Origin of the sequence: Thioflexithrix psekupsensis, assembly GCF_002149925.1 — a bacterium.
Classification (GTDB): Bacteria; Pseudomonadota; Gammaproteobacteria; order Beggiatoales; family Beggiatoaceae; genus Thioflexithrix; species Thioflexithrix psekupsensis.
In genome coordinates this window covers 216037-240905 of the sequence record NZ_MSLT01000012.1, presented here as the reverse complement: position 1 = coordinate 240905, position 24869 = coordinate 216037, and the positions used below count along the sequence as shown (strand labels likewise).

General features: G+C 40.5%; 23 protein-coding genes. 10 read left to right on the top strand and 13 right to left on the bottom strand.

Annotated elements, in window-relative coordinates; genetic code table 11:
- The first annotated feature begins 13 nt into the window (after positions 1–13).
- On the top strand, positions 14–436 hold the full coding sequence (locus TPSD3_RS06205) for a hypothetical protein (protein WP_086487714.1): 423 nt from the start codon (positions 14–16) through the stop codon (positions 434–436).
- Positions 437–488: 52 nt separating this feature from the next.
- Here TPSD3_RS06205 and TPSD3_RS06200 read toward each other — a convergent pair whose 3' ends face one another.
- Positions 489–5354, bottom strand: coding sequence for an NAD-glutamate dehydrogenase (locus TPSD3_RS06200; protein WP_086487713.1), 4866 nt, complete (start codon positions 5352–5354; stop codon positions 489–491).
- Between the two features lie 254 nt (positions 5355–5608).
- On the opposite strand from TPSD3_RS06200, the gene TPSD3_RS06195 reads away from it, so the two are divergent.
- From TPSD3_RS06195 to TPSD3_RS06175, 5 genes are all read left to right on the top strand, one after another.
- On the top strand, positions 5609–6907 hold the full coding sequence (locus TPSD3_RS06195) for a chemotaxis protein CheW (protein WP_086487712.1): 1299 nt from the start codon (positions 5609–5611) through the stop codon (positions 6905–6907).
- 70 nt (positions 6908–6977) lie between these two features.
- Positions 6978–7274, top strand: a complete 297-nt coding sequence (locus TPSD3_RS06190; RefSeq protein WP_086487711.1) for a hypothetical protein — start codon at positions 6978–6980, stop codon at positions 7272–7274.
- A 19-nt stretch (positions 7275–7293) separates the two neighbouring features.
- On the top strand, positions 7294–8127 hold the full coding sequence (locus TPSD3_RS06185; RefSeq protein WP_176329760.1) for an MCP four helix bundle domain-containing protein: 834 nt from the start codon (positions 7294–7296) through the stop codon (positions 8125–8127).
- Between the two features lie 178 nt (positions 8128–8305).
- Positions 8306–10174 carry a HAMP domain-containing methyl-accepting chemotaxis protein gene (locus TPSD3_RS06180; RefSeq protein WP_280938413.1) on the top strand — a complete coding sequence of 623 codons (1869 nt, stop codon included), beginning with the start codon at positions 8306–8308 and terminating at the stop codon, positions 10172–10174.
- Positions 10175–10190: 16 nt separating this feature from the next.
- Positions 10191–11627, top strand: coding sequence for a mechanosensitive ion channel family protein (locus TPSD3_RS06175; RefSeq protein WP_086487708.1), 1437 nt, complete (start codon positions 10191–10193; stop codon positions 11625–11627).
- A gap of 8 nt (positions 11628–11635) precedes the next feature.
- On the opposite strand, the gene TPSD3_RS06170 is transcribed toward TPSD3_RS06175, so the two are convergent.
- Genes TPSD3_RS06170 through TPSD3_RS06160 form a run of 3 tightly spaced genes read right to left on the bottom strand, consistent with a single transcriptional unit; the run spans position 11636 to position 13189 of the window.
- Positions 11636–12244: an NUDIX domain-containing protein gene (locus TPSD3_RS06170; protein ID WP_086487707.1), complete on the bottom strand. Its 609-nt coding sequence runs from the start codon at positions 12242–12244 to the stop codon at positions 11636–11638.
- Between the two features lie 30 nt (positions 12245–12274).
- Positions 12275–12772 (bottom strand): [NiFe]-hydrogenase assembly chaperone HybE, encoded by a 498-nt coding sequence (hybE, locus tag TPSD3_RS06165; protein WP_086487706.1) that lies wholly within the window; start codon positions 12770–12772, stop codon positions 12275–12277.
- A gap of 45 nt (positions 12773–12817) precedes the next feature.
- The gene (locus TPSD3_RS06160; RefSeq protein ID WP_086487705.1) at positions 12818–13189 is read right to left on the bottom strand and encodes an outer membrane protein assembly factor BamE; all 372 of its coding nucleotides are present in this window, start codon (positions 13187–13189) and stop codon (positions 12818–12820) included.
- Positions 13190–13278: 89 nt separating this feature from the next.
- On the opposite strand from TPSD3_RS06160, the gene fur reads away from it, so the two are divergent.
- Genes fur through TPSD3_RS06145 form a run of 3 tightly spaced genes read left to right on the top strand, consistent with a single transcriptional unit; the run spans position 13279 to position 15156 of the window.
- Positions 13279–13713: a ferric iron uptake transcriptional regulator gene (fur, locus tag TPSD3_RS06155; protein WP_086487704.1), complete on the top strand. Its 435-nt coding sequence runs from the start codon at positions 13279–13281 to the stop codon at positions 13711–13713.
- 26 nt (positions 13714–13739) lie between these two features.
- The gene (locus TPSD3_RS06150) at positions 13740–14570 is read left to right on the top strand and encodes a sterol desaturase family protein (RefSeq protein ID WP_217884428.1); all 831 of its coding nucleotides are present in this window, start codon (positions 13740–13742) and stop codon (positions 14568–14570) included.
- Positions 14560–15156: a 5-formyltetrahydrofolate cyclo-ligase gene (locus TPSD3_RS06145; RefSeq protein WP_086487702.1), complete on the top strand. Its 597-nt coding sequence runs from the start codon at positions 14560–14562 to the stop codon at positions 15154–15156. Before TPSD3_RS06150 ends, TPSD3_RS06145 begins: the two co-directional genes overlap by 11 nt.
- On the opposite strand, the gene TPSD3_RS06140 is transcribed toward TPSD3_RS06145, so the two are convergent.
- From TPSD3_RS06140 to TPSD3_RS06105, 8 genes are all read right to left on the bottom strand, one after another.
- Positions 15145–15975 carry a CorC family transporter gene (locus tag TPSD3_RS06140; RefSeq protein ID WP_086487701.1) on the bottom strand — a complete coding sequence of 277 codons (831 nt, stop codon included), beginning with the start codon at positions 15973–15975 and terminating at the stop codon, positions 15145–15147. The two genes, TPSD3_RS06145 and TPSD3_RS06140, sit on opposite strands and share 12 nt — an antisense overlap.
- Positions 15976–15985: 10 nt before the next feature.
- The gene (ybeY, locus tag TPSD3_RS06135; protein ID WP_086487700.1) at positions 15986–16453 is read right to left on the bottom strand and encodes an rRNA maturation RNase YbeY; all 468 of its coding nucleotides are present in this window, start codon (positions 16451–16453) and stop codon (positions 15986–15988) included.
- A 3-nt stretch (positions 16454–16456) separates the two neighbouring features.
- The gene (locus TPSD3_RS06130; RefSeq protein WP_086487699.1) at positions 16457–17473 is read right to left on the bottom strand and encodes a PhoH family protein; all 1017 of its coding nucleotides are present in this window, start codon (positions 17471–17473) and stop codon (positions 16457–16459) included.
- A gap of 231 nt (positions 17474–17704) precedes the next feature.
- Positions 17705–18673, bottom strand: coding sequence for an NAD(+)/NADH kinase (locus TPSD3_RS06125; RefSeq protein WP_086487698.1), 969 nt, complete (start codon positions 18671–18673; stop codon positions 17705–17707).
- Positions 18663–19700, bottom strand: a complete 1038-nt coding sequence (locus TPSD3_RS06120) for an SPFH domain-containing protein (protein ID WP_086487697.1) — start codon at positions 19698–19700, stop codon at positions 18663–18665. Before TPSD3_RS06120 ends, TPSD3_RS06125 begins: the two co-directional genes overlap by 11 nt.
- A 115-nt stretch (positions 19701–19815) precedes the next feature.
- Complete coding sequence (locus tag TPSD3_RS06115; RefSeq protein WP_086487696.1) at positions 19816–20220, bottom strand: hypothetical protein; 405 nt, start codon at positions 20218–20220, stop codon at positions 19816–19818.
- A gap of 64 nt (positions 20221–20284) precedes the next feature.
- Positions 20285–20584, bottom strand: coding sequence for a hypothetical protein (locus tag TPSD3_RS06110; RefSeq protein WP_086487695.1), 300 nt, complete (start codon positions 20582–20584; stop codon positions 20285–20287).
- Entirely contained in the window at positions 20584–21720 is a 1137-nt protein-coding gene (locus tag TPSD3_RS06105; RefSeq protein ID WP_086487694.1) for a porin, read from the bottom strand. Before TPSD3_RS06105 ends, TPSD3_RS06110 begins: the two co-directional genes overlap by 1 nt.
- Before the next feature lie 429 nt (positions 21721–22149).
- On the opposite strand from TPSD3_RS06105, the gene TPSD3_RS06100 reads away from it, so the two are divergent.
- Positions 22150–22875 carry a metal-dependent hydrolase gene (locus TPSD3_RS06100; protein ID WP_176329759.1) on the top strand — a complete coding sequence of 242 codons (726 nt, stop codon included), beginning with the start codon at positions 22150–22152 and terminating at the stop codon, positions 22873–22875.
- A gap of 87 nt (positions 22876–22962) precedes the next feature.
- On the opposite strand, the gene TPSD3_RS06095 is transcribed toward TPSD3_RS06100, so the two are convergent.
- Positions 22963–24525 (bottom strand): 2-isopropylmalate synthase, encoded by a 1563-nt coding sequence (locus TPSD3_RS06095; protein WP_086487692.1) that lies wholly within the window; start codon positions 24523–24525, stop codon positions 22963–22965.
- Positions 24526–24869: the final 344 nt, after the last annotated feature.

The window sequence follows — 24869 nt, the reverse complement described above, 5'->3', positions numbered from 1 at the left end:
TGGGGAAATAGAGATGTGTTATTATTTAAAAACCGCCAGTATTTTCTTAGCGATAACGGGATTATTTGCCTGCCAACAAACACCAAAAGACCTTCCAATTCAGGTGGCGTTATTAAATATTCCTCATTCAACCAGTCATTTGAATTCGTTACACCTGCAAAGTGATCGTCGAGATTTATTTTTATTAAACAGTCCTATTGTGCGAGAAGAAATTGATCCTTTAACGCGCTATATGGAGAAATATCAACATGATCCGGTCATGTTGCCTTATATTCATAAAGCCAATCAACAACGTGAGCAATTATGCGAACAAATGGGAAATTTTTACCGTTCTCAATTTCCATTAACCGAACAGCAATTAACCCAAATTGCAGGTGATTTTAGTTATTCTTGCCCTTATATAGTAGCCGATATTATGGCGAATCATTCAAATTAAATAAGACTGTTTTGCGCCAAAGAAAAAAACTGATTATCGCCTAATTAATCCCTCACAAAATTCCTCGAATTTCCCGCAATGCCACAGAAAGCATCGCGGAATTGGGTTTTTCAATTCGGCTTAAATCAGTGAGGATTTCTGTGACGCGAATCAAAGGGATTTGATGGGCGATAGTCCATTGCTCAATCCATTGCGGAATGTCCGTATTGGAATCGGCAAATTGTTGCAATAAATTCACCGTTAATTCCCGATGAATTCGATACAATTCATCCCGCAATGCGGCACGCGATAATGCCGTCCAACGATCATCACGTGGCAATTCTCCAATTTGATCGCGCAGCCAATGCAATTTTAACTGTGTTCCCAAATGAAAATGCACCGTAGCCACTTGAAATAAAGGAACATTTGCACAACTGGCCACTTCCACAATATCCAAAGCAGACACCCAAGAGGCCAATCCCACCACCCGCTGCGCCAAAGCCGCAGGCACATGTTGTGCTGTCCATTGCTGCATTTTTTCCGTTAATAATTGGCGATAATTAGGCTCTAATAATTGCCATAATTCATGCGCTAATTGCTGCACGCCTGCTTTTAACGTCGCAATATTATCTTTAATGCTGGATTGACGACGATTACGCAATAACCAGCGGGTTGTGCGTTCAATTAACTTGCGGCATTCTAACAACAATGTCAGTTGCAATTCGGCAGGAATTTGATTGTCTAATGCCTCAATATCCGACCATAATTGACTCATGTCAAAAATATCCCACGCGGCCATAAAATGCCGCGCAATTTCCGCAGCATGACAGCCCATTTCTTCTTGCAATAAAAACACAAAAGGACTGCCCGCATAATTCACGATTCTATTGGTTAATTCAGTGGCAATAATTTCGCGGCGCAATCGATGTTGCAACATGGCTTCAGGAAAACGTTGCGACAATAGCGGCGGGAAATAATCCGTTAATAAAGGCGTTAATTCAGGCGAATCAGGCAATTCCGAAGCAATTAATTGATCGTACAAATCAATTTTACTATAAGCCAATAACACACAAATTTCAGGGCGCGTTAAACCACATTGCAAAGCCCGCCGTTCCGTCAAAGCTTTTTCGCTGGGTAAAAATTCCAATTCGCGTACCAATTGCCCCTTTTGCTCTAATTTTTTAATTAAACGGGCATTCACATCTAATAATTGTGGCGCAATAAAATGAGACAGACTCACCGCTTGCGTTTGCAAATAATTATTACGAATGACCAAATGTGCCACATCTTGCGTCATTTCGGCTAATAATTCATCGCGTTGTTTTAACGTTAAATCGCCGTGATTTAATACGCCATTAAACAAAATTTTAATATTGACTTCATGATCTGAGCAATCGACTCCGCCCGAATTGTCCACTGCATCGGTGTTAATGCGTCCGCCGGCCAGTGCGAATTCGATGCGTCCCAATTGGGTAAAGCCTAAATTTCCGCCCTCTGCCACCACGCGACAGCGCAATTCACCGCCATTGACGCGCAAACCGTCGTTGGCACGGTCGCCAACGTCTTGATGCGATTCGTGGCGCGCTTTGACATAAGTGCCAATACCGCCATTCCATAATAAATCCACAGGCGCGCCTAATATCGCTTTAATTAATTCATTCGGAGTCAATGCAATGGCTTTAATATCCAAAGTTTCTCGCGCTTCGGGAGAGAGAACAATCGACTTACTTTGACGACTATAAATACCGCCGCCTTTAGACAGCCGCGTTTTATCATAATCATCCCAAGTAGAGCGCGGTAAATGAAATAAACGTTGTCGTTCTTTAAAAGAAATTTCAGGATCAGGATTAGGGTCTAAGAAAATATGTTGATGATTAAATGCGGCAATTAATTGAATATGATGTGATAATAATAAACCATTACCAAAAACATCACCCGACATATCGCCAATTCCAATGACGGTAAAATCTTCTGTTTGAATGTTTTTATTCAATTCTCGGAAATGTCGCTTAACCGATTCCCACGCGCCGCGTGCCGTAATGCCCATTTTTTTATGATCGTAACCCGCTGATCCGCCAGAGGCAAAAGCATCTCCCAACCAAAATTGATACTGCTGCGCCACGCGATTGGCGATGTCAGAAAAACTGGCCGTGCCTTTATCCGCTGCCACAACCAAATAAGGATCATCATCGTCATCACGAATTAAATCAGGTGGCGCAATAAGCTGATCATTCACTAAATTATCGGTTAAATCCAATAAGCCAGAAATAAATGTTTCATAGCAAGCAATCGCTTCTTGTTGCATGGCTTCTTTAGTGCTTTCATTCGGCAATTGTTTCGCCACAAATCCACCTTTAGAACCCACAGGCACAATCACCGCATTTTTCACTCTTTGCGCCTTGACTAAGCCCAATACTTCCGTGCGAAAATCCTCATAACGATCCGACCAACGCAATCCTCCCCGCGCCACTTTTCCTCCCCGCAAATGCACCCCTTCCATTCGCGGAGAATAAACAAAAATTTCAAACATCGGCCGCGGTTCAGGTAAATCAGGCACTTTAGCGGGATCAAATTTAAAAGATAAATAAGGTTTAAATTCGTTTTCTTTATTTTTTTGAAAATAATTTGTGCGTAATGTGGCCATCATTAACGCATAAAAACGCTGCAAAATGCGGTCTTCATCTAAACTGCTCACTGTATCTAATAATTCGCGCATTCGCTCTACTAATGTATTTAAAACTTGGGCGCGAGTTTCTTTATCGACTGTTTTATCAGGATTACAACGAATATGGAAAATATCAAGTAAAAGACGCGCAATATTCGGGTGATTGGCTAGGGCTTGTTCGATATAAACTTGACTGAAATTAAACCCAGTTTGTTTTAAATAACGATAATAAGCGCGAAACACCACAATTTCCCGCCATTTCATGCGCCCACGCAGCACCAAGCGATTAAAACCGTCATTTTCAATTTGCCGTTGCCACACCCGTAAAAATAACGCATGGAAATCTTCTTGTAATTGTTTAATATCTAATTCGCGTTTTTCATCGTGTAATAAACCGAATTCTTGTATCCATACGCAGGCGCGATTTTTGGCTTGAATATGATAACTGCGTTCGCTTAATACCCGCACGCCCATATTTTCTAACATCGGCAAAACTTCGGATAAAGATAAGTGAGAATGCGCGTGGAATGTTTTTAAACGCAACGAATTATCTAAGGTGGTAATGGGACGGTATAAACTGAGATTTAAATCACGTTGTGCGGATAAAGTTTCCATGCGTTCAATGTCATAAACCGCATAACGGGCGTTAAAATCCTCACAATATGCCACAGGAAATGCGTCTTCATAAGCGCGAAATAAGCGCGTTCCTTGCTCTTCTCCACGATATTCGATGAGGGCATCAAATAAATCATCTTTCCACGTTCTGGTGATTAAAAACAATTCCTTTTCTAATTGCTTAATATCATAATCAGAATAAAGATTTCCATTTGTGGTATGAATCACAAAATGCACTTGTGCCAATACTGATTCCGATAACAGCACATTAAATTCAACATTATCACCATGAAAAACCGTCATCAATTTTTGTTGCATGGCTTTACGAATTTGGCTGTCATAACGATCCCGCGGCACGAAAACAATACAGGAAACAAAACGCCCATAAGTATCTGGCCGCACAAATAAACGAATGCGCTGCCGTTCTTGTAATTGTAAAATGCCTAAAACCGTTTTTAATAAATCATTTTCACTGATTTGAAACAGCTCATCTCGTGGATAAGTTTCTAAAATATTTAATAGGGTTTTACCGCGATGCGTTTGGTGGCGATAACCTGTTTTATTAAACACATTCATGACTTTTTGCCGCACCACGGGAATTTGCCGCGTGCTGCAATGATAAACCACCGAAGTATAAAGTCCTAAAAAGCGTTTCTCACCAATGACTTGTCCGTTATCGTCAAATAAACGAATCCCCACATAATCCATGTAACTGGGACGGTGAATAATAGATCGCGTGGTGGCTTTGGTGAGCAATAATAATTGCGGTTGATAGGCTAATTGGCGCAATGTTTTAGGCAATTGCATAAAGCCCGTAGAAGGACGCGCTTCACTGTTTTTACGCAAAATTCCTAAGCCACTATTCGCCACAATCATTAATTGATCTTCACCGTCTTCATTTTGTGTTAAACGATATTCACGATAACCTAAAAAAGTAAAATGATTATCCGATAACCAATGCAAAAATTCATAAATTTCATGAATATTTTGCTGCTCGACAATAACAGGTGGATTGCGTTTTAATTCATGTAAAATCGTGCGCAATTGCTCGCGCATGGCCTGCCAATCAGAAACCGCTATTTTTAAATCGGCTAAAGTGGTTTCAATTTCATGAACAATCGCCGTTAATTGTGCGGCTTCGGTTTGGTGATCGATTTCAACATGAATAATCGCTTCATGAGATAAATCAGTGAGTTGATTCGCATCATAATCCTGATCTTCCGCGCCACATAATTCTATTAAATAACCTTTATCATTCCGCCGCACTTGCACCACAGGATGAATAATTAAATACATGGTAAAACCCAGCCGATTAATCGCCATGCGAATAGAATCGACTAAAAACGGCATATCCTGCACCATTAAGCTAATAATCGTGTGTGGCGATTGCCAGCCGTCTTGTTCAAATTGCGGATTATAAACGCGAATTTTATGGCTTTGGGCATCAAATTGACGACAAAAATTCCAATAACTAATCACTGCCCCGTAAAGGTCAGTGGCATTGTCCCGTTCTAAAATATCTTCTGCGGCCACATAATGAAAAAATAGCCGCGCAAATCCTGTAATTTGCTCGGCTTCTATCTCAGGAAAATTGTTTTGAATTAAAGTAATTAATTGTGATAGCAATTCTTTGACTTTATCGTCTGTGCTTAATGACATTGATGTCGCTCCTTTGGATTATTTTCGTTTAGGTACTTAATAAAACTTTTCATTATAGCAGTACTAAAGTGTTTTTAAATAATTTTTATTTTCAAGCGGATTGATGACATTTATGCGGGAGAGATGTAGCAGACATATTTCTTGAGTTTTTTATTTTGATGAATGTAGACTTGCTATAAATCTAGTTCTCCATTATAGTAAATACTGCGAAAGAAATAGAGATTCTATACCAAAAATCATTAAGGTATATTTAAATGACTTATAAAGAGCAAGCCTCACAGTGGCATTTGGCACTGCCTTCTACTGTAGAAAGAACAGAACCTATCTTGCCTGTTGTGGTTAATAATATTACTTTTGGAATTCCATTGGAACAAGTACAGTATGTTGATCATGCCAGTACGTTGACAGCATTGCCTCTCACTTCCCCGCCCATTGAAGGATTAATTCAGTTTAATCATTTGCCATTAATACAATTTAATTTGGCGCAAGTGTTGGGATTCGAGGGTAAAAACGAAGGTAAAGTGGTCATCGTTAAACTCACATCTGGCTACTTGGCGTTGCGGGTAGATGAGGTGCTTGGATTTATACATTTTCAAGACGGAGATAATAAAGTTGATGCCGATTCTCAAATACCATTACTTAAATTTGATGAAATATTTCCTTGGATAAAAAGTTACGATACGGCTTATATTCCACCACAAAAAGAAGATATTGCTACACTTTCTCAATTACAAAGTAATCTTAACCTTAATAATTATATTCTACTCGTTTCTTCTAACCATCATACCATCGGTTTATTGGCAGATAGTGTGGATCGCATTGAAGGAATTGATGAGTTATTTGCTGTGCGAAAATTTGATACTGATGCGGATTGGGCAGTTCGTATTGAGGATGTGTTATTACCTGCGCGTTCTTTAGCCACTTTATTGGGTATAAAAACGGATCATCAAGAAGGCCAAGCTATTTTAATACGAGGTTTAGATGAACCTTCAGTGTTGGCTGTAGAGCATGTGTCGCGTTTAGAAAAAGTAAATCAGTTTCATTTGACCACTTCCCCTACAGGTCAAAAAAGTTTATGGCATTTGACTGAAAATGGAGAAATTATTGAAGTCGTCAACGCCAGAGAATTCTTCGCCAAACCAGAAACCTACTCTACGTTATCCTTGGTCAATCCACAATCTCGTTGGGACAATTTACCACAGTTAGCCACCAAATTGAGTAGTGAAGGTGTCCGTATTCAATGCGGTGACGTGATTTGTGTTTTACCTTTGGTTATGGTTGATCGCATTTTAAGCAGCGCGGAAAAAGAGGAGTTGATATTAACGGACGTAGAAAAAGCAGAATTGGACGATCACACACTCACCAAAAAAAATATTAAAAATAAAATACCTGTTATTGATTGTACGATATTTTTTGAACAACAAGATCATACGAAAACCGCTGATAGTTACTTTACCAAAAAGATAGGGTTCGTAGAATCCTTATTTTGTCAGAATCAGAATTTACAGACACAAGAATTTTCAAAATTTATTCTTGCAAATCGTTTATTTTAAACAGATTTTTTATTTTTTAATTCTGAAAATCCTAAAATTCTGTAAATTCTGATTCTGACAGAAAAATTTTATGAATGACTTAATTTTGGTATTATTACTTTCTTTTAAATGTGGTTATGTATTAATTGCAGTCCATCGTGCTGAATTGCAGCCTACCTTAGCTGACAATCAATGGCATCCGCTTATTTTTATGCCCGCTATGGCTAATTTACTTTTCGATGCCGCAGCTTTTTGTACGATAGAAAATAAATGGGTATTGCGTGTGAAACCTGATCTCGATTTCGTTGACTTTCCATGGAAGATAAAACGAGCCTTAGTATCCTCTTTAACAAAATGGGTACATTTTTCAAGTGAAACTTCTGATTAAATAACGGAGAATGATTATCATGCAGTCTGCTGCGACGCTTATTAAAATACGTTTGGCCTTTTTAGGTATTATCGCCTTGTTTATCATGGTGAGTATATTCTCTTATAACCGTATGTTTGTACTTAACCAAAAGTCCACTGAAATGGAAACTAATTGGTTACCCAGCATTGTACGAATTAACGCCATTGCGGCAAAAATCAGCGATTATCGAATGGCTGAGTTGTTACATGTCTTGTCTCTCGTTCCAGAAGAAATCGCACAACAAGAGAAAGATATTGAGCGTATCATGCGAGAACTTTCTTCATTAAAGCAGGAATATCAAGCATTGATTTCCTCAGACAATGAATTGAAAATTTACCAAAATACGCTTGAAAAACACGAAGAGTATTTTCGAGCAAGCCAAGAAGCATTGGACTACTCAAAAAGAAACCAAAAAGAAGAAGCAACTAAGCAGTTGAGAAAGAGTAGTATTTTATTTAATTCACTGCAAATCGAACTTCAAAAATTAGTCCAATTAAACCAAGAAGGTGGCGAAAAAACCAGTCGGGGTGGTGACGAAATTTTTGCACAAGTGAAAACGATGCTGGTTGCCATTAATATCGTTGTTGCCCTTATTCTTTTCATTTTCATGCTGTTAATAGAAGGGTGGTCGTCTCGTATTGCGAATGAAGCTCAGTTTGATGCACAGGATGCCGAAAAAGCCGCAGCCAGTTTTATTAATCGTATCACTATTAAAGGTAAATTACGTTTTGCTTTTCTAGGATTATCTGTTTTATTTATAATATTTACTGCGTTATCCTTGAATCGCATGAATTTAATCAACCAAAAATCAACGGAGATATACCAAAATTAAGTCATTCATAAAATTTTTCTGTCAGAATCAGAATTTACAGAATTTTAGGATTTTCAGAATTAAATAATAAAAAACATGTTTAAAATAAATGACTTGCAAGAATAAATTTTGAAAATTCTTGTGTCTGTAAATTCTGATTCTGACAAAATAAGGATTCTACGAACCCTATCTTTTTGGTATAGAAAAAACTTGGCTACCTGCTGTCATCGCAATTAACGCAGCAAATACTGGCACTAGCGATTTACATACTGCTTTGTTCAGATTCATTGCCGCAACAGACTCAAATGAGGCGATGAAACAAGAAAAAGCCATTCAAACTCAACGTAACTTTATTGCTGAACAATTGGGAAAATATGAACCCACCGTTGATACCGAAGAAGAACGGGTTATCCAACAAGAATTTTCCAAATTGTACAACGAATACTTAACCGCTGTTGAAAAGGTCATTTTGCTTGCAGAACAAAAAGCTAAAAAAACTTCTACAACGACTGACGCACAAGAAAATGCAACAATGGCTACTCAGTTAGAGCGGGCATTGGATCGGGCAGATGTATTATTTAACGACATGTCTATTAATTTATTGAAATTAGTTGACTTTAATAACGCAGGTGCTAGAGAGGCAAGTCATGAAGGTGATAGCATCTATGAATTGAGTTTCTCCATGCTGGTTGGCACCAGTGCTTGCGTCTTTGTATTAGCCATATTACTCATGATTTGGTTTGAAAAAATTGTTTCTTCTCCACTCAATCGACTGACCGCTATTGTGAGACAAGTTGCAGATGGCAATGTCGTCATTACCAAAGAATATTATGATCGGTATGATGAAGTGGGTTACATTGCCAAAGCCATAGGAGACATTACCCAAATTCTAAATGCGCTAATTAAAGATTCTTCAGAATTGATCAGTGCTGCTCAACAAGGGGCTTTATCAACGCGAGTAGATGCCACTCGCCATCCGGGTGAGTTTGGGACACTTATTGTTGGCATGAACCAATTATTAGATGTTTTAAGTAAACCGTTGACAGAAGTGGCTGAAGTCATGCAGCAATTGGCTTTAGGTAATCTTAACAAAAGAATTGACGGGGCTTATGAAGGAGATTTACGCGCTTTAAAAGCCAATGTCAATCGCAGCTTAGACTCACTCATTACCTTACTCACAGAACTGGGAGAAGTCACCAAAAATATGTCTGTGGGTGATTTGACGCATCATGTTGAAGGGAGCTATCAAGGCGAGTTTGCTTCATTAAAAACAAACACCAATCAATCTCTTAAACAGATGAAAGAGATTTTAACTGTCGTCGTGAGCAACACCGAACACATTGCCTCCGCTTCTGTCCAAACACTCGCGGCTGCTGAACATGTTTCAAGCCAATCTTCCCAACAGATGGCTGCGTTAGATGAAGTGGCTACTGCGGTCGTTCAAAGTTCAGCCGCTATTGGTCAAGTTGCTGAAAATACGACAAAGAGTGGGAAATTGGCTTCTGCGACGGCAGAATTGGCCGCCAGCGGCCGAGATCAACTTATCAAACTCATTGAAATTATTGAACAAATTTCAGAAGAGTATAAACGCATTGAGCAAATTACCACTAAAATCAATCGTATTGCTGATAAAACCCATTTACTTTCACTCAATGCGGGTTTAGAAGCGGTACGTGCTGGGGAGCATGGTTTAGGGTTTGGTTTTGTCGCGCAACAAATCGGCAAGTTGGCAGAAGAGGCTTCTCTTTCAGCGCGTGACATTGGCACGCTAATTACCAGTTCCTCACAAAGCGTTACGTTAAGTGTTAATACCGCACAACAAACGAGAATCGCCGTTGAAGACATTGCCAAAGCGGCGCAGGAAAGTGGCAGTGCGGTCGAATTTATTTCCAGCGCAATCACCCAACAATCTGCCTCGATTGAATGGATTTCAGAACAAGTGAGCAAAATTCAATCAGGCGGTCAAGAAAATGCGGCAGCCGCTGAAGAGATTAGTGCTACCATGCTAAAATTAGCCGATGTCATTAGAGAAACTCATACTCAAGTACAGCGTTTTAAATTAGCTTAACAATAGATTGATATATATGGAAAATTCTCTGCCAAAAAATAAGAAAGTCTTTAAAGAACTTTTTTTTCCACTGATACTTGTTGCTTTATTTGGCAGTCTTATTTTTTATGGCGGAGAAGCCTACCAAGCCATTGGTTTAGCGGGTATTGGTATGGCTCACCTTGTGTTGGGCTATTTACTGGGAATTAGCACATTCCTTGCGCTTGCGGTATTTGTTAGGCGTGTGGTTCAATATATTTTCTTAGATTGGCTTATTGCCTCCGCTATTGGTTCACAACCGCCGCGTCTATTGAACCAATTAGCGGCTTTCTTGGTTTATCTGCTTGCTTTTACTGCGATTGTTGGGATTGTCTTTAAACAAGATTTAACTGTAGTTCTTGCCGCTTCTGGGGCAATGGGTATTGTTGTTGGTTTAGCGTTACAAAACTTAATTCTCGATATTTTTGCAGGATTAGCTCTGAATTTAGATCGTATTGTCAAATTAGGCGATGACGTTCAATTACATAAAATTGGGGATCAAACCATTGAAGGAAGAATTGTAGAAATCAGTTGGCGAACAATGCAAATTCTTGATACTAATAATAATACTGTTATTATCCCTAATCGTTCCGTATCAGCAGCCGTCATTACCAATTTTTCAAGCCCCAATCCCCAATTAGCCACTTCAATTCCTATTATTTTGGATGGCAAAGTGCCGGTTGAGCGTGCTATTCGTATTCTAAAAGCCGCATCCATTGAAGCCTTGAGTGTCGTTTTTCCGGATACTCCAGTGATAGAACCCATTATTTCCGTCACTGAAATTATTCATGTTCCACGTTCAGTCAAATACAATATTTATGTACATACGCCTTTTGAAAAGCGGGCGCGCACTCGAAATATGATTCAACAGCATGTGCTTAAACATTTAAGTTTTGCAGGCGTAAGACCCGCACAACACGCATTACCTGATATTGCTCATTTAACAATACTGATTACCATGACCGAATTATTTCATGGTGTAGAGGAATCAGATGCCCGTTGGATAGCCACTTATGCGCGTTTAAAAGTGGTTGAAGCGAACCAAACCGTGACCCAACGGGGTGAAATAGCAGAAGTTATTTTTTTGGTATTAGAAGGGTTATTAACCGCGGAATCACGTCATACTATAGGTACAAAATCCCGACAACTTCAGCTTCTCTCGCCCGGCAGTATGATTGGTGGGACAGCGATGTTGATGAATGATGTTTACGAAGCCACTGTCTCCAGCAAAACGATTTGTTTATTACTAGAAATAAATTATCAATTATTAGAAAAAATATTGGCACAATGCCCCAAACTGATTGATATTATTATACATAATGTGACTCAATTGGTTGTTCGCAAAGGAGTCGCAGAAAAGTCACAATGGCAAATGCAAGAAGCGGATGTTGCCGCAGAAATATTGAGAAATCTAAAACGTCACCTCAGTATTTAATTTTCCCCCTATTTCCCATCACCCCATTGTTCTTGTACTTGCGCATAATGTAAAGCCAACCATTGTAATGCAGTAATGGCCGATAATGAACGAATTTTGCCTTCTGCTAACCAAGATAATGCGGTGGTGCGCGAAATTAAATGGGCGCGAATGTCTTCTTGTTCCTCAGCTTTGCCGTGCAATGGGCTAAAACAATTCGCTTGAATTCGCCCGCAAAATAAAGCCACTGTTTCTGTCGTGCCACCGGGACTGACAAAGGCTTGATACATAGGAATTAATTCCAAAGTTTCACAGCCTATTTCTTCTTGCATTTCTCGATAAGCCACCGATTCGATTTTCTCGCCTGTTTCAATAATTCCTGCGACAATTTCCATTAACCACGGATATTCATTCACCGCGGCGGGCGCAATGCGAAATTGTTCAATTAAAATCACCTGATCCGTCTGCGGATCATAAGGCAAAACCGCCACGGCATGACCGCGTTCAAACACCTCTCGCACCACATTATCGTGCCAATCGCCCGCAAAACAACGATAACGCACGCGATAACGCAGTATTTTAAAATAACCATCGTAAGCCAGTTGTTTTTCTATAATAGAATAATCTTGTTCAGACATCAGAAATTAGCCTATGAATTAAAGGTTAAATTAAGAAGAACCCGCAGAAAACTTACCGCGTAATAATTCACGACGAGATAAGGTTTTTTTCTCATTATCTTTAGGTTTAATTTGCTTTTCTGGAGCTTGCCACAATAAAGTTAAAATATGTTGTGCGGTTTGCTGTGCCAATTCTTGACTATTAAAGTCAAACATAGGTGAAAACAAGGAGCAACTGTGATATAATCCCAACGATTCTTCATGACAGACTAAAAATTCATAATGCCCCGATGGAAATTGATAATGATATTTTTCATCCGCATGAGGCAATGAAACCTTTTCCGTAGGCTGTTCAAATAACACGATTAAATTCATAAACCACGGGGTAATTAAAATACCCACACAGCGTTGTTGCCACGTGCGAAAACCTATCACATCAACAGATAAAGCAGGATTCACCATAGGCATATCTTGCATTCGGGTTTGATAAATGTGTTGAAAACAACGCACTAATTCACTGACACGTTCACAGGGTTCTTGTTGGCGCATTTCGATGGTACTTTGGGCAAATAAAATGGCAAAATAATCACCCCATTATAAAATCGGTAAGCGATCATCTTTGGGTTCAGTATTGGGTTGGGGGCGATCTCGAATTTCAACGGCAATATCGCCACTAATATGACTCAATAATTGGTTTTCATCAAAAAATAAACTAATGCGATGTTGTTCATCATTTTTATGTCCCGCTTTAAAGCGATATAAATAATCCCAACGGTTTTCATTAAACACGTCAATTAATAAAGGCGTTCCCATAATAAAACGCACTCTTTGTGCGGGCATTCCAGCGGTTAATTGATCCAATTGGGCTTGTGTGATCACGTTACCTTGTTGAATATCGATTTTGTACACCGCACAGCCTGATAATAACAAACTTAATAATGCGGTGATGGTGAAAAATTTTTGCATTATGATTTCTAAACCCCAATAATAATAACCTCACTATCATAGCCGATTGCGCGTTAAAATACACAATTTGGTTGACTATGGAGATTTTGATGGAAAGTCACGACCTTAAAAAAGCAGGATTAAAAGCAACACTGCCACGGGTGCGGGTGCTTGAGTTGTTAGAGCGCAGTCAGCAACGGCATTTGAGCGCGGAAGATGTCTATAAAGCCTTGTTGGATTCGGGCGATGATGTCGGCTTGGCAACGGTATATCGCGTGTTGACGCAGTTTGAAACGGCGGGTTTGGTCATTCGTCATCATTTTGAGGGCGGATTGTCCGTTTTTGAACTGAATGAAGGTAAACATCACGATCATATTGTGTGCGTCGTTTGCGGACATATTGAAGAATTTACCGACGAGGTGATTGAACAACGTCAAGAATCCATTGCCAAGAAAAAAGGCTTCCGCATTAAGGATCATTGTCTTTATATTTACGGCAGTTGTCAAGACCCTAATACTTGCCCTTTTTATGATCAAAATAACTGAAAATGACGGAATTTAGCGATTGGATTATTCGTCATGAAGCGATTATTCGATTATCAGGTTTCTTTAGCGTATTGTTACTCATGGCAAGCTGGGAAATTATCGCACCAAAACGAGTTTTAATCGCTTCTAAATTAACCCGTTGGTTTAATAATTTTGCCTTAGTTATTTTTAACACCTTATTACTGCGTTTATTATTCCCCATGGCGGCGGTGGGATTTGCGTTGTGGATAGAACAACAGCATTGGGGATTGTTTAATATGATCCCTATCCCTGAAATTATCGCGGTCATTATTGCCGTGATTATGTTAGATATGGTGATTTATGGGCAGCATGTTTTATTTCATCACGTGCCGTTATTATGGCGACTGCACCGAATGCACCATGCCGATGTGGATATTGATGTCACGACGGGCGCACGTTTTCATCCGATTGAAATTTTATTATCAATGGGGATTAAATTCGCGGCTATTCTTATTTTAGGTGCGCCTGCATTAGCAGTGTTTATTTTTGAAATGATTTTAAATTTAATGGCCATGTTTAATCATGCCAATATTCGTTTAAATGCCACTTGGGATAAATGGATGCGTTTATTCGTGGTTACGCCCGACATGCACCGCGTACATCATTCGGTCATTAATCGAGAAACGGACAGTAATTTTGGTTTTAATTTATCGTGTTGGGATCGTTGGTTTGGCACGTATCAGGCGCAGCCCGCTTTAGGACACGAGAAAATGCAAATTGGTTTGCTGGAATTTCGAGAGCCGCATTATCTTTATTTGCATCATTTATTACAAATTCCTTTCTTGTCTTATTCTTCTGATAACCGCGATCATTCCAATCATTCTAATGGAAAATGATAAATTTTCTCTGCGTCGCCATTATTCCCAATTACGCGCTGCATTAACACCACAGGAAATCCAACATAAAAGCGAAAAAATCGCTTTTCAATTTGTCCATTTACCCGATTTACGCGCCGAAGATACCGTGCATTTATTTTTACCCATTAAGGCAAAAAATGAAATTAATACGTGGTATTTAGTGGAACAATTGCGTTTGCATTATCCCTCTATTCGTCTCATGATTTCGCGCAGCGATTTTACTCATAAAACCTTAACGCATTATTATTTAGAAACGGACACGGTATTGGTAGAAAATCAATATGGCATTCCTGAACCTATTGCGGCAAAAGTGGCTGATAGTCAAGCAATAGATTGGGTAATTGTGCCGTTATTGTGTTTTGATCAAGAAGGGTTTCGTGTGGGGTATGGGCAGGGATTTTATGACCGTTTTTTAAGCACTTGTCGCCCCGACACGAAAAAGGTGGGCTTGTCTTTATTTCCCCCGATTATTAAAATTGCAGATCGTCATTTATTCGACGTGCGTTTAAATCGGGTATTAGATGGGGATTTTATCTGGACATTTACTGATTCATTATTCTTGTAAAGGCTTAACCCGCAATAAATGAATGCGGCGGCTATTAGAACGTATCACTTCAAAATAAAAGCCTGCCAATTGCAAACTTTCTCCGCGTTTTGGCATGTGGCCAAAAGCCTGTAAAATTAATCCGCCTACCGTGTCAAATTCTTCATCACTAAAATCAGTTTTAAAGAATTCATTAAACTCTTCAATCGGCGTTAAAGCCAACACCGAATATAAATTATCGCCGCGTTGTTTAATGAAAATTTGATCGTCAAAATCGTGTTCATCATCAATATCGCCCACAATTTGTTCAATCACATCTTCAATCGTCACCAATCCTGCCACGCCACCGTATTCATCTACCACAATGGCAATGTGATTACGACTGCTGCGAAAATCTCGGAGTAACACATTTAACCGCTTGCTTTCTGGAATAAAAATCGCGGGGCGCATCGCTTCACGCATATTAAAATGCTCTACAGTACCATTGGCATAGTAATCCAATAAGTCTTTCGCCAAAAAAATACCTTGTACATCATCTCGACTGTCTCCAATGACGGGAAAACGAGAATGTCCTGATTCAACAATGGTTTGGATGAGTTTATCGGTGGGAGCGGACAGTTCTAAAGTCACCATTTGCGCCCGCGGAATCATGATGTCTCTGACGTGCATTTCGGATACTTGTAATGCACCTTCAATCATGCCTAACGTATCAGGCGTAAATAAACCGCGTTGTTGGGCATCACGCAACAAATTTAAGATACCTTCTCTATCCAAAGGGTCGCGCTTAATGACCTGCAAAATGCGTTCAAACCAAGATAAAGCCGAGGACGGAGGATTCATTGTAGTCGTATTAGTACGGGTTGGGGTAGTGGAGGGTCGTTAAAATGTCAATCTCTAGGCGTTCCATGTCTTGGGCTTCGGCTTCAGTTGTATGATCGAAACCTAATAAATGTAAAACACCATGAATCACTAAATGCGCCCAATGGGCTGTGATCGGTTTTTTTTGTGTTTCAGCTTCTTCCGCCACCACCGGCGCACAAATCACAATATCACCGAGTAGTGGTAAATTGAGGCCGGGCGGATTTTCAAATGGAAACGATAACACATTGGTTGCGCCTGTTTTTTGTCGCCACGTTTGATTTAGGCGTGCGCCTTCAGCGCGATCCACAATGCGCAGACTTAATTCTGTCGGCTGAACATGTCCTACCGCATGTAAAGTAGCCAGCACCCATTGTTGCAATTGGCGACGACTTGGTAATTCATTGGCTTTACTTTCGTACTGCACATCAAGTTGAAGGGGGACTTGTCGGCTCATCATGTGTCAAGACAGATCGGCCGCGTCTTCAGCGGCTTGGTAGGCTTCAATAATACGTGCAACCAGCGGATGTCTCACCACATCTTTAGAATCGAAAAAGGTAAAACTGATCCCTTGTACTTCTTGTAAGATATTCAGAATATGTTTAAGCCCTGATGGAGTGCTACGCGGCAAGTCGATTTGGGTCACATCTCCCGTAATCACAGCCGTAGAACCAAATCCAATACGGGTTAAAAACATTTTCATTTGTTCTACCGTGGTGTTTTGTGCTTCATCCATAATAATAAAAGAATCGTTTAATGTTCGACCCCGCATATAGGCTAATGGCGCAATTTCTATCACGCTGCGTTCAATTAATTTATTGACTTTCTCAAAACCCAACATTTCATATAACGCATCGTAAAGCGGCCGTAAATAAGGGTCAACTTTTTGCGCTAAATCGCCCGGTAAAAAGCCTAATTTTTCACCCGCCTCAACGGCAGGGCGCACCAAAATTAAACGGCGTACACGTTCTTCTTCTAAGGCTTCGACGGCACTGGCGACGGCTAAATACGTTTTGCCTGTTCCTGCGGGGCCGATGCCAAAATTAATATCATGGCGAGCAATATTATTGAGATAGCAGCGTTGGTTCAAGCTGCGACCGCGCACGACACCATGACGAGTGCGAATAACGACATCCGCGCCTTCAACAGGCAAAGCAGAGGTGAGTTGCATCATTTCTACATCAGCAGCTTGGGAAAAAAGGTGAATTCGTTGGGGGTCTAGTTGTTCATGCGAGGTGGCATGGTACAAATTTTGTATCACTTGACTGGCTTCTTGCACGCCTGTGTTTTCTCCCATCACGCGAAACTGGTGGCCGCGGTGGTGAATAGTGACACGAAAGCGGGTTTCGATTTGTTTTAAGTGTTGGTTAAATTGTCCACACAAGTTGGCAAGTCGCTGATTATCAAGCGGTTCTAATTCAAAATCATGACTGACAGTGGCCGTGGCCGTTATTTTCTGGGGCAATGGCGCGGATCGCATGTATTTCCAAAGATAGGGGTAATAAACAAGGAGATAGAGGGATTATAGAGTATTTCGTTGGAATAATAAACAGGTCTTTCGGAATATAGCAAAATTAAGTCATTTGTAAAAATATCTTTTTTTCTGAACCCGAATTAACAGATTTTTGTTAACTTATTATTTTTATAATAGGTTCTTTTACAGCCTCCAAGCACTGGAAACGAGATTTAGATGCTGATTCAAACAAAAGTTCTACGAATCATCCCATTCTGGCATATCGGGAAGCAGGTCTTCTAGCACCACCAACACCGCTTTTTCTTCAGAAATTCTAATTGTCGCAACAGCGCCACTATTAAACTTTAAAAAATCGCTTTCAATACCGTCGCTAAAAATAATGCCATTGGTAGGCATTAAAGATTTAATGATTAAATGTCTCCCTTCTTCAATTAATCCCGTCACCACATTGCTTTGCGTGCTTACACTTTTAAAAGGTTCTCTTACCACAAATAACAATTGTTTATCACTTAATTGTGGTGGTTGTTTGGCTTGTAAATTTTCCTCCAAAGAACCCACAACACCATAAGCCATATTAAAAACCGCACTTAACCAGCCCGTTGCACCAATCGCCGTGGAGACAATAATACCGCTAGATGATTGCACTTCAATCTGATGCTCAAAGTTAATTTCATAACGTGCCGAAGCGTGGGAATTAATGCCGATAAATAAGTCATTAAAAGCTAATAATTCCTGTCCATCATTCAACGTGACTTTAGCAAAATGTACCGTTTTAAAATCTATTAAATCCCATCCGAAATCTGACGTAATCAGTGAGAAAGTCTCTACATCAAAAGGTAAGAGTACGCCATCATAATTTTCAGGATCGGGATTAACAGCGATAATAGGGCAGTTTTTAGAATATTTAGCCGTATTAGCCACCAAACCATCACGCCCCACAACCACAATTAAGTATTTTTCAGAAAAAATAAACGAAGGCAAATAGGCTTTATCAATAATTTTATTTTTAAGAACGGTAGATAAATCCTTTTGCACACAGTTTAACGCCTCATAAAAAGTATCATGCTCGCGTTCATATTCAGAAAAATCTCCGCCCAGATTCTCAATATAAAACTTGGCTTGTCCTTTGGTATTAAAACGCTCTATTAATAGCTCAAGCCGAGTTTTACTTTTAACAATAATGGCGTAATCAAATTTAGTGTCCATGCCCACGATGGAATCCTTCATTGTTTTGTTGCAAAATACTTTGCAACAAATCGGGAGTGATATTTAATTGCCCAATTGTGTCCGCACGTTCGGCTAATTCTCTAAATGCCAACGCAATATTTAACCCTGGCGATCCCTCACGACTTAACGCCATTAATACTTTCCAATCCATCTCCTTATAAGGTTTTAATAACATCTCATTCACGTAGCTCTTGCTATCCGCTTCTTTGCGGTTATTTGCCGCTTTTTGTTCGATCAATTGGGCGCGTTGATTCTCAATGGCAATTTCAGCAGCCAATTCAATCTCTTTCAATTTGCGATCATTTTCGGCTTGTTCAAACTGGGATTGCATCTTTTTATCCGCAATCTGTTTCAGTTTTTCTTCGACCAAAATTTCCGTGTTCAATTCGGATTCTTTAATTCTCCGTTCTTGTTCCACAGCAAAATTTCGGCGTTCGTAAATAGCATGGTCAGCTTCTTGTTGCAATTGCTCTCGCGTTTCGGTTTCTAAAGCGCGGCTCATTTCAGGCGTGGCACTCACCGCCAAAATGTTCACACCTAAAATATCAATCCCCAGCATCTTAATGAGTGGCGACACTTTCAATACGTCAATTATTTTCGCCTCAATTATTTTTGCCGAGCGAATGGCTTGCTTGAGTTTCATCTCATGAATCAGCGAAGCAATAGAGGTTTGGGCTTCGTTAATAATGCGTTGATTCAAGTTTTCAATATCGTTTTTCTTATATTCTCCTTTATGGTTCACCACAAAATCTAAAACGTCCGCTAATAATTTCGGATTAGCGATTTTATAACTGACTTGACCTTGTATACTCACCATTTGATAATCAAAAGTGGGTTCGCTAAAAATAAACGGCAAATCATTACTGCCCATTGGAATCGCCATAATAGAACTATTAGGCGAAAAATAAAAAAACGCTAAACCTCGTCCTTCTCGTTTGATCTGCCCATTGACATAATGCAAAACATAGGTCATTGAATCAAAACGAATGTGTCTTATTCCCAACATGGTATCTTCCTCGTGGTATGAAACGCAGATAAACTTCAGTCAATTATAGATGACAAAAAAAACCGTCAAATTCATCTGATTTGACGGTTTGGTTGGAATGAAATCACACATTTTTTTACGGGGTCAACGTGAGGCTGTCTACCACTAACAATTCACAAGTCAAGACTGCGCCCATTGGCACAACAGGACGTTGCTCTAACATGGGTTCATCACTGGACTCAGAGGCAGTGGGCAAAATTTTCGTTTCAAAAACGCCTTGAATCGACACTTTTTGATCCACAAACTCCTGCCACGTTGAGACATCTTCTGGCGTAGCCAAAACAATTTCCTGCCCATCTGCTTGCTGCAATACAAAATACTCGCTCCCGCCCGCACAATAGCTGTCTGAACCTTTTTGCCAAGGGTTCATACGCAGAACACCTTCAAAAGATTCTACAGGAGGCGTTTCAACCGTCATTGCAGTTGTATTCACAGCGATAAACAGCACACTTGACAACATCCAATACGGTAATTTAGGCATTTTTCACGCTCCACAACAGTAAAAATCCCCCTAAACAGCCTTGCCATTAGGGGGATATTAAAAATTACTGTCCTTCGTCAAGTCCACTGCTGCTTGCAGAAGAACGCGACGAGCCAGACGAACCACTGGAGTAACCAGCGCGATCAGCATGGCGACCCTCTTCTTCGCTGCTGCCACCAAAAAGACGAATACGATATTCCCCTGTTTCTCCTGTAAACAAACCAGGTCCATCAGGAATACGATCCGCAGTAACAGAGCCTTCAATCGGTTTAGCGTTGGCACATCCCAATACGGCTACAACCGCCGCAGACAGGAATGATAAACGCATTCCCTTCCACATTATCACGGCAGTTTTGTTACTCATTAGAATTTAACCCGTGCGCCGCCCATGACAATGAAAATGTCTTCGGGGTTTACGCCGTTGTCACGATCTAACTCAAAACCTTGATAGTGCAGGAATAATTCCGTGCTGGCTGCATCAATATTTTGTACCAATGACGCACCATAGGTTTTGTAAGTATCGCCTTGTGCGGCTAAATCTAAAGTTTCACCGTATTCAACAGATACCGCTGTCTTACCCAATGGCAACGCACTGAATTGATAGCCTAATTTACCCCAGTAATTCACTGGCTCATCACGCTCTCTGTCGTCTTCTAACGTGTCTTTCAACGTATCGGTTAAGTCGCTCAACTTTTTGAAATCGGTTGTGCCAGCACTCAATGTCAGGTTCAAACCAAAATCAAACAACGCAGAAATTGAGCCGTTAAATTGACTTTCGGCACCTGGCAACTTACTGGGTGGCGCGTCAGCAAAATCTGCATACGCTACCGCGCCTGCTAACTTCATGAAACCAAAGTCATTGTCATAACGCAATGCCACGTCATACTGTTCCGCAGTCACTGCTGAAGCCGATAACATGAAACCTGCTAATTTAGGTGTGTCATAACGGACACGGTCATTACGTCCTAAACCGTCAAAATAGGTTGTAACACTACCGATAGTAAACTTATCACCCAACTTGCTGCCATCTGCCGCACGCCAATGTAACGCGCCACCAGTGCCGCTTGTGTCAGCGTAAGAAGCCACCGCAGTCCCTGATAAATCCACTTCTGAGGTGGCTTTAGAGGCGGTGTCCCCTTGACCTAACCACAATGTCCCCATTTTCTTACTCATAAAGTAAGTTTCTAATTTACGTTCTCTAAAAGCATTGTGATTGGGATAAGTACCCATTGATACTTCATTACTGGCTTGAGATTGTTGTTCAACCTCGAATTGCGCGCCGACGGTGACATCGTCGTTTAAGGGATGACGCGCATCAATAATAATACGGGTAGAAGAATTGTCGTTGTCAACAAAGAAAGTTTCGCTGTCTACGCCATCATCGGCATACATGATCGCACGGTTGACATGACCTTTTAATGTCACATCCGCCGCCACCCAAGGGGAAACCGCTATCAGTACGGAGGCACAAGCGATTGATAAAGTTGTTTTTTGAAACATGTTGGTTCCTCATTGCTACAGGTTTTATGTTCACTGAAGGGAGCCGCATGTACTGCGGTCAAGCCATTAAAATCGTTTTAGAATGCCTAGTGTGCCTGAATACCACAGAAGATGCAATTAATACAACACCTTTTTATACGCATAATACTTATTTTTTGCACAAAAACCAGTAATATCATCTGAATAATAAAAACAACGTCACCAACACTCAAGTAATAATTAAGTAATTACAAATAATTATAAAGCATGAGAGAAAAAATATTTTTACGTTTCATTTAGAAAAAAATGATGGCTTCTCTCGTATCAAATGGGCTTGTTCTGCGGCTTTATTCGTGTAACATGGCGATTTTTTCCTGTTCTGACGGAGCAGAGCGGGAAATTTTAGAACACGTTAGGCAATCATATCGAAAAACCAGAGAGTATGTAAACATGGCCAATTTTCAAGCCCATTTATCCGCCGCGGCCGCACTGAGCGGCTTGGCTTCGATGACTTGTTTAAGCATGGAATTGGTATCACCAAATGAGGTTTTTTTCTTATGGGGGGTGGGAGTCATTGGTGGTATTTTACCTGATGTAGATTCAAATCATTCGACTTCATTACAACTTATTTTTACCCTACTAGCGACGATCATTGCTTTTGCGGCTTCTGTGCATCACATTCATTATTTTTCGATAGTGGAATTATGGATAATTTGGGGAATCGTTTACGCGCTGGTGCGGTATGTGGTGATTATTTTTATTAAAAAATTAACATTACATCGCGGCACATTTCATTCTTTGGGTATGGCCTTATTATTTGGTTTTATCATTACTGTATTTAGTTTTCGTCTGCTCAATGCCAATGCGGTTTTTGCTTGGTTATTGGGATTATTCGCGGCTTTTGGGTTTACGATTCATTTGCTTTTAGACGAGGCTAACAGCATTGAACTCAAAGATAAAATTAGAGTAAAACGCTCATTGGGTACTGCCATTAAACTGCTAGATTGGAAAGATAAAACCGCTTCTGTGATCATGATCATTTCCATTATTCTCATGTTCTCTTTAACACCAGAAATTAACGCATTAAAACAATTATTTAATCAAAACCAATGGCATACATTTAGCCAAAATATTTTACCCAAAGAACGTTGGTTTCAACCACACCCAATAAAATAAGTCCACCGTCCTTGTCTACAAAAAAGAAAGAACGGTAGAACAATGAATCACCCATTGTGATTCCTATTTTGCAAAAGACAAGAAATACTACGGCACATTTTTACACAAATTGGTATTGTGCTGCTGGGGATGTTGGCGACTGAGTGGCGTTAAAATCTTGTTTAAGGCGTTTAAATAAGCCTTTGCCGAAGCCACTAAAATATCCGTGTCCGATCCTTGACCGTTCACAATACGCCCTTCTTTTTCCAAACGCACGCCCACTTCACCTTGTGCATCTGTGCCGTCGGTGACATTATTCACCGAATAAACCAACAACGAAGCCCCACTGTTGACTAAAGCTTCAATCGCCTTAAAGGTCGCATCAACAGGGCCACTGCCTTTGGCAGACACCGTTTTTTCCTCGCCGCCGATAAATAACGTCACTTGTGCCGTTGGCAATTCTCCCGTCTCAGAAATCACCCGCAAATAAAGCAATTTGTAAGTCTCATGTTCTGATGACAAGGTGTCGGTGACTAAGGCTTGTAAGTCGTCATCGTAAATTTCGTGTTTCTTATCAGCCAATTCCTTGAAACGCGCAAACGCGGCGTTCAATTCTTCTTCTGTAGTAAACTCGATATTAAGCCGTTTTAAATGGGCTTTAAACGCATTGCGTCCCGAATGTTTACCCAATACCATCCGATTGGCCGTCCAACCCACATCTTCAGCCCGCATGATTTCGTAAGTTTGGCGATGTTTAAGTACGCCATCTTGATGAATACCTGATTCATGCGCAAACGCATTTGCACCCACAATGGCCTTATTCGGTTGTACAGGAAAGCCCGTAATGTTAGACACCAAACGAGAACAATTGATAATTTGTGTCGTATCAATCGTGGTCTGACAAGTAAATACATCACCACGAGTACGAATGGCCATCACAATTTCTTCTAACGCCGCATTGCCCGCACGCTCACCTAAGCCATTGATAGTACACTCCACTTGACGCGCCCCGTTTAACACGGCCGACAAAGAATTAGCCACCGCTAATCCCAAATCATTGTGACAATGTACGGAAAAAATCGCTTTATCTGCATTAGGAACGCGGGTGATAAGATTGTGAATTAAATTCCCAAACCGTTCAGGCACTTTATAACCCACCGTGTCAGGAATATTAATTGTCGTCGCACCCGCTTTAATCACCGCTTCAATCATTCGGCAGAGAAAATCTAACTCCGAACGCCCCGCATCTTCAGCAGAAAATTCAACATTATCCGTGTATTGGCGCGCACGTTTTACTGCCCGCACCGCTTGTTCCACCACAGAATCCGGCTGCATTCGCAATTTCATTTCCATGTGAATGGGAGAAGTGGCAATAAAGGTATGAATTCGCGGAGAAACTGCACCTTTTAACGCAGCCGCCGCTTGATCAATATCATGATCCAAAGCACGTGATAAACCACACACACTACAATCATTAATCACATTGGCTACGGCATGAACGGCCTCAAAATCACCGGGACTGGCCGCAGGAAAACCCGCTTCAATCACATCGACGCGTAATTTTTCCAACGCACGAGCAATACGAATTTTTTCATCTTTAGTCATAGATGCGCCGGGGCTTTGTTCGCCGTCGCGCAAGGTGGTGTCGAAAATAAAAAGTTTATCCGTCATTTTGTAAAACTCCGTTAAAAAGCGCGCAGCAAGCAACCGCATCGCACAAAAACGCGCTTGTAGGTTAAAAAAAGCGTAGTTAGGAGGTAAAAAAACGTGTTAGAGGCGGCCTCTAGTGAGGCAAGTTTGAATGATTTGCCCCGCGGGGCAGCAGCAGCGACAGGAGAGCAAGGTACGACACTTTTATCATTCCACGAACAACGCTACCATCACTAAAGATAGTGCAGTAAGTCGTTGATAAGAAAGAAAAAGTGTTCATGATGTGTTTTTTGGAAAGACTCGCAACATAAATAATAACTGGATCATAAGATCAATGCTAAAAAAGTTCAATAGGCCAATCTATT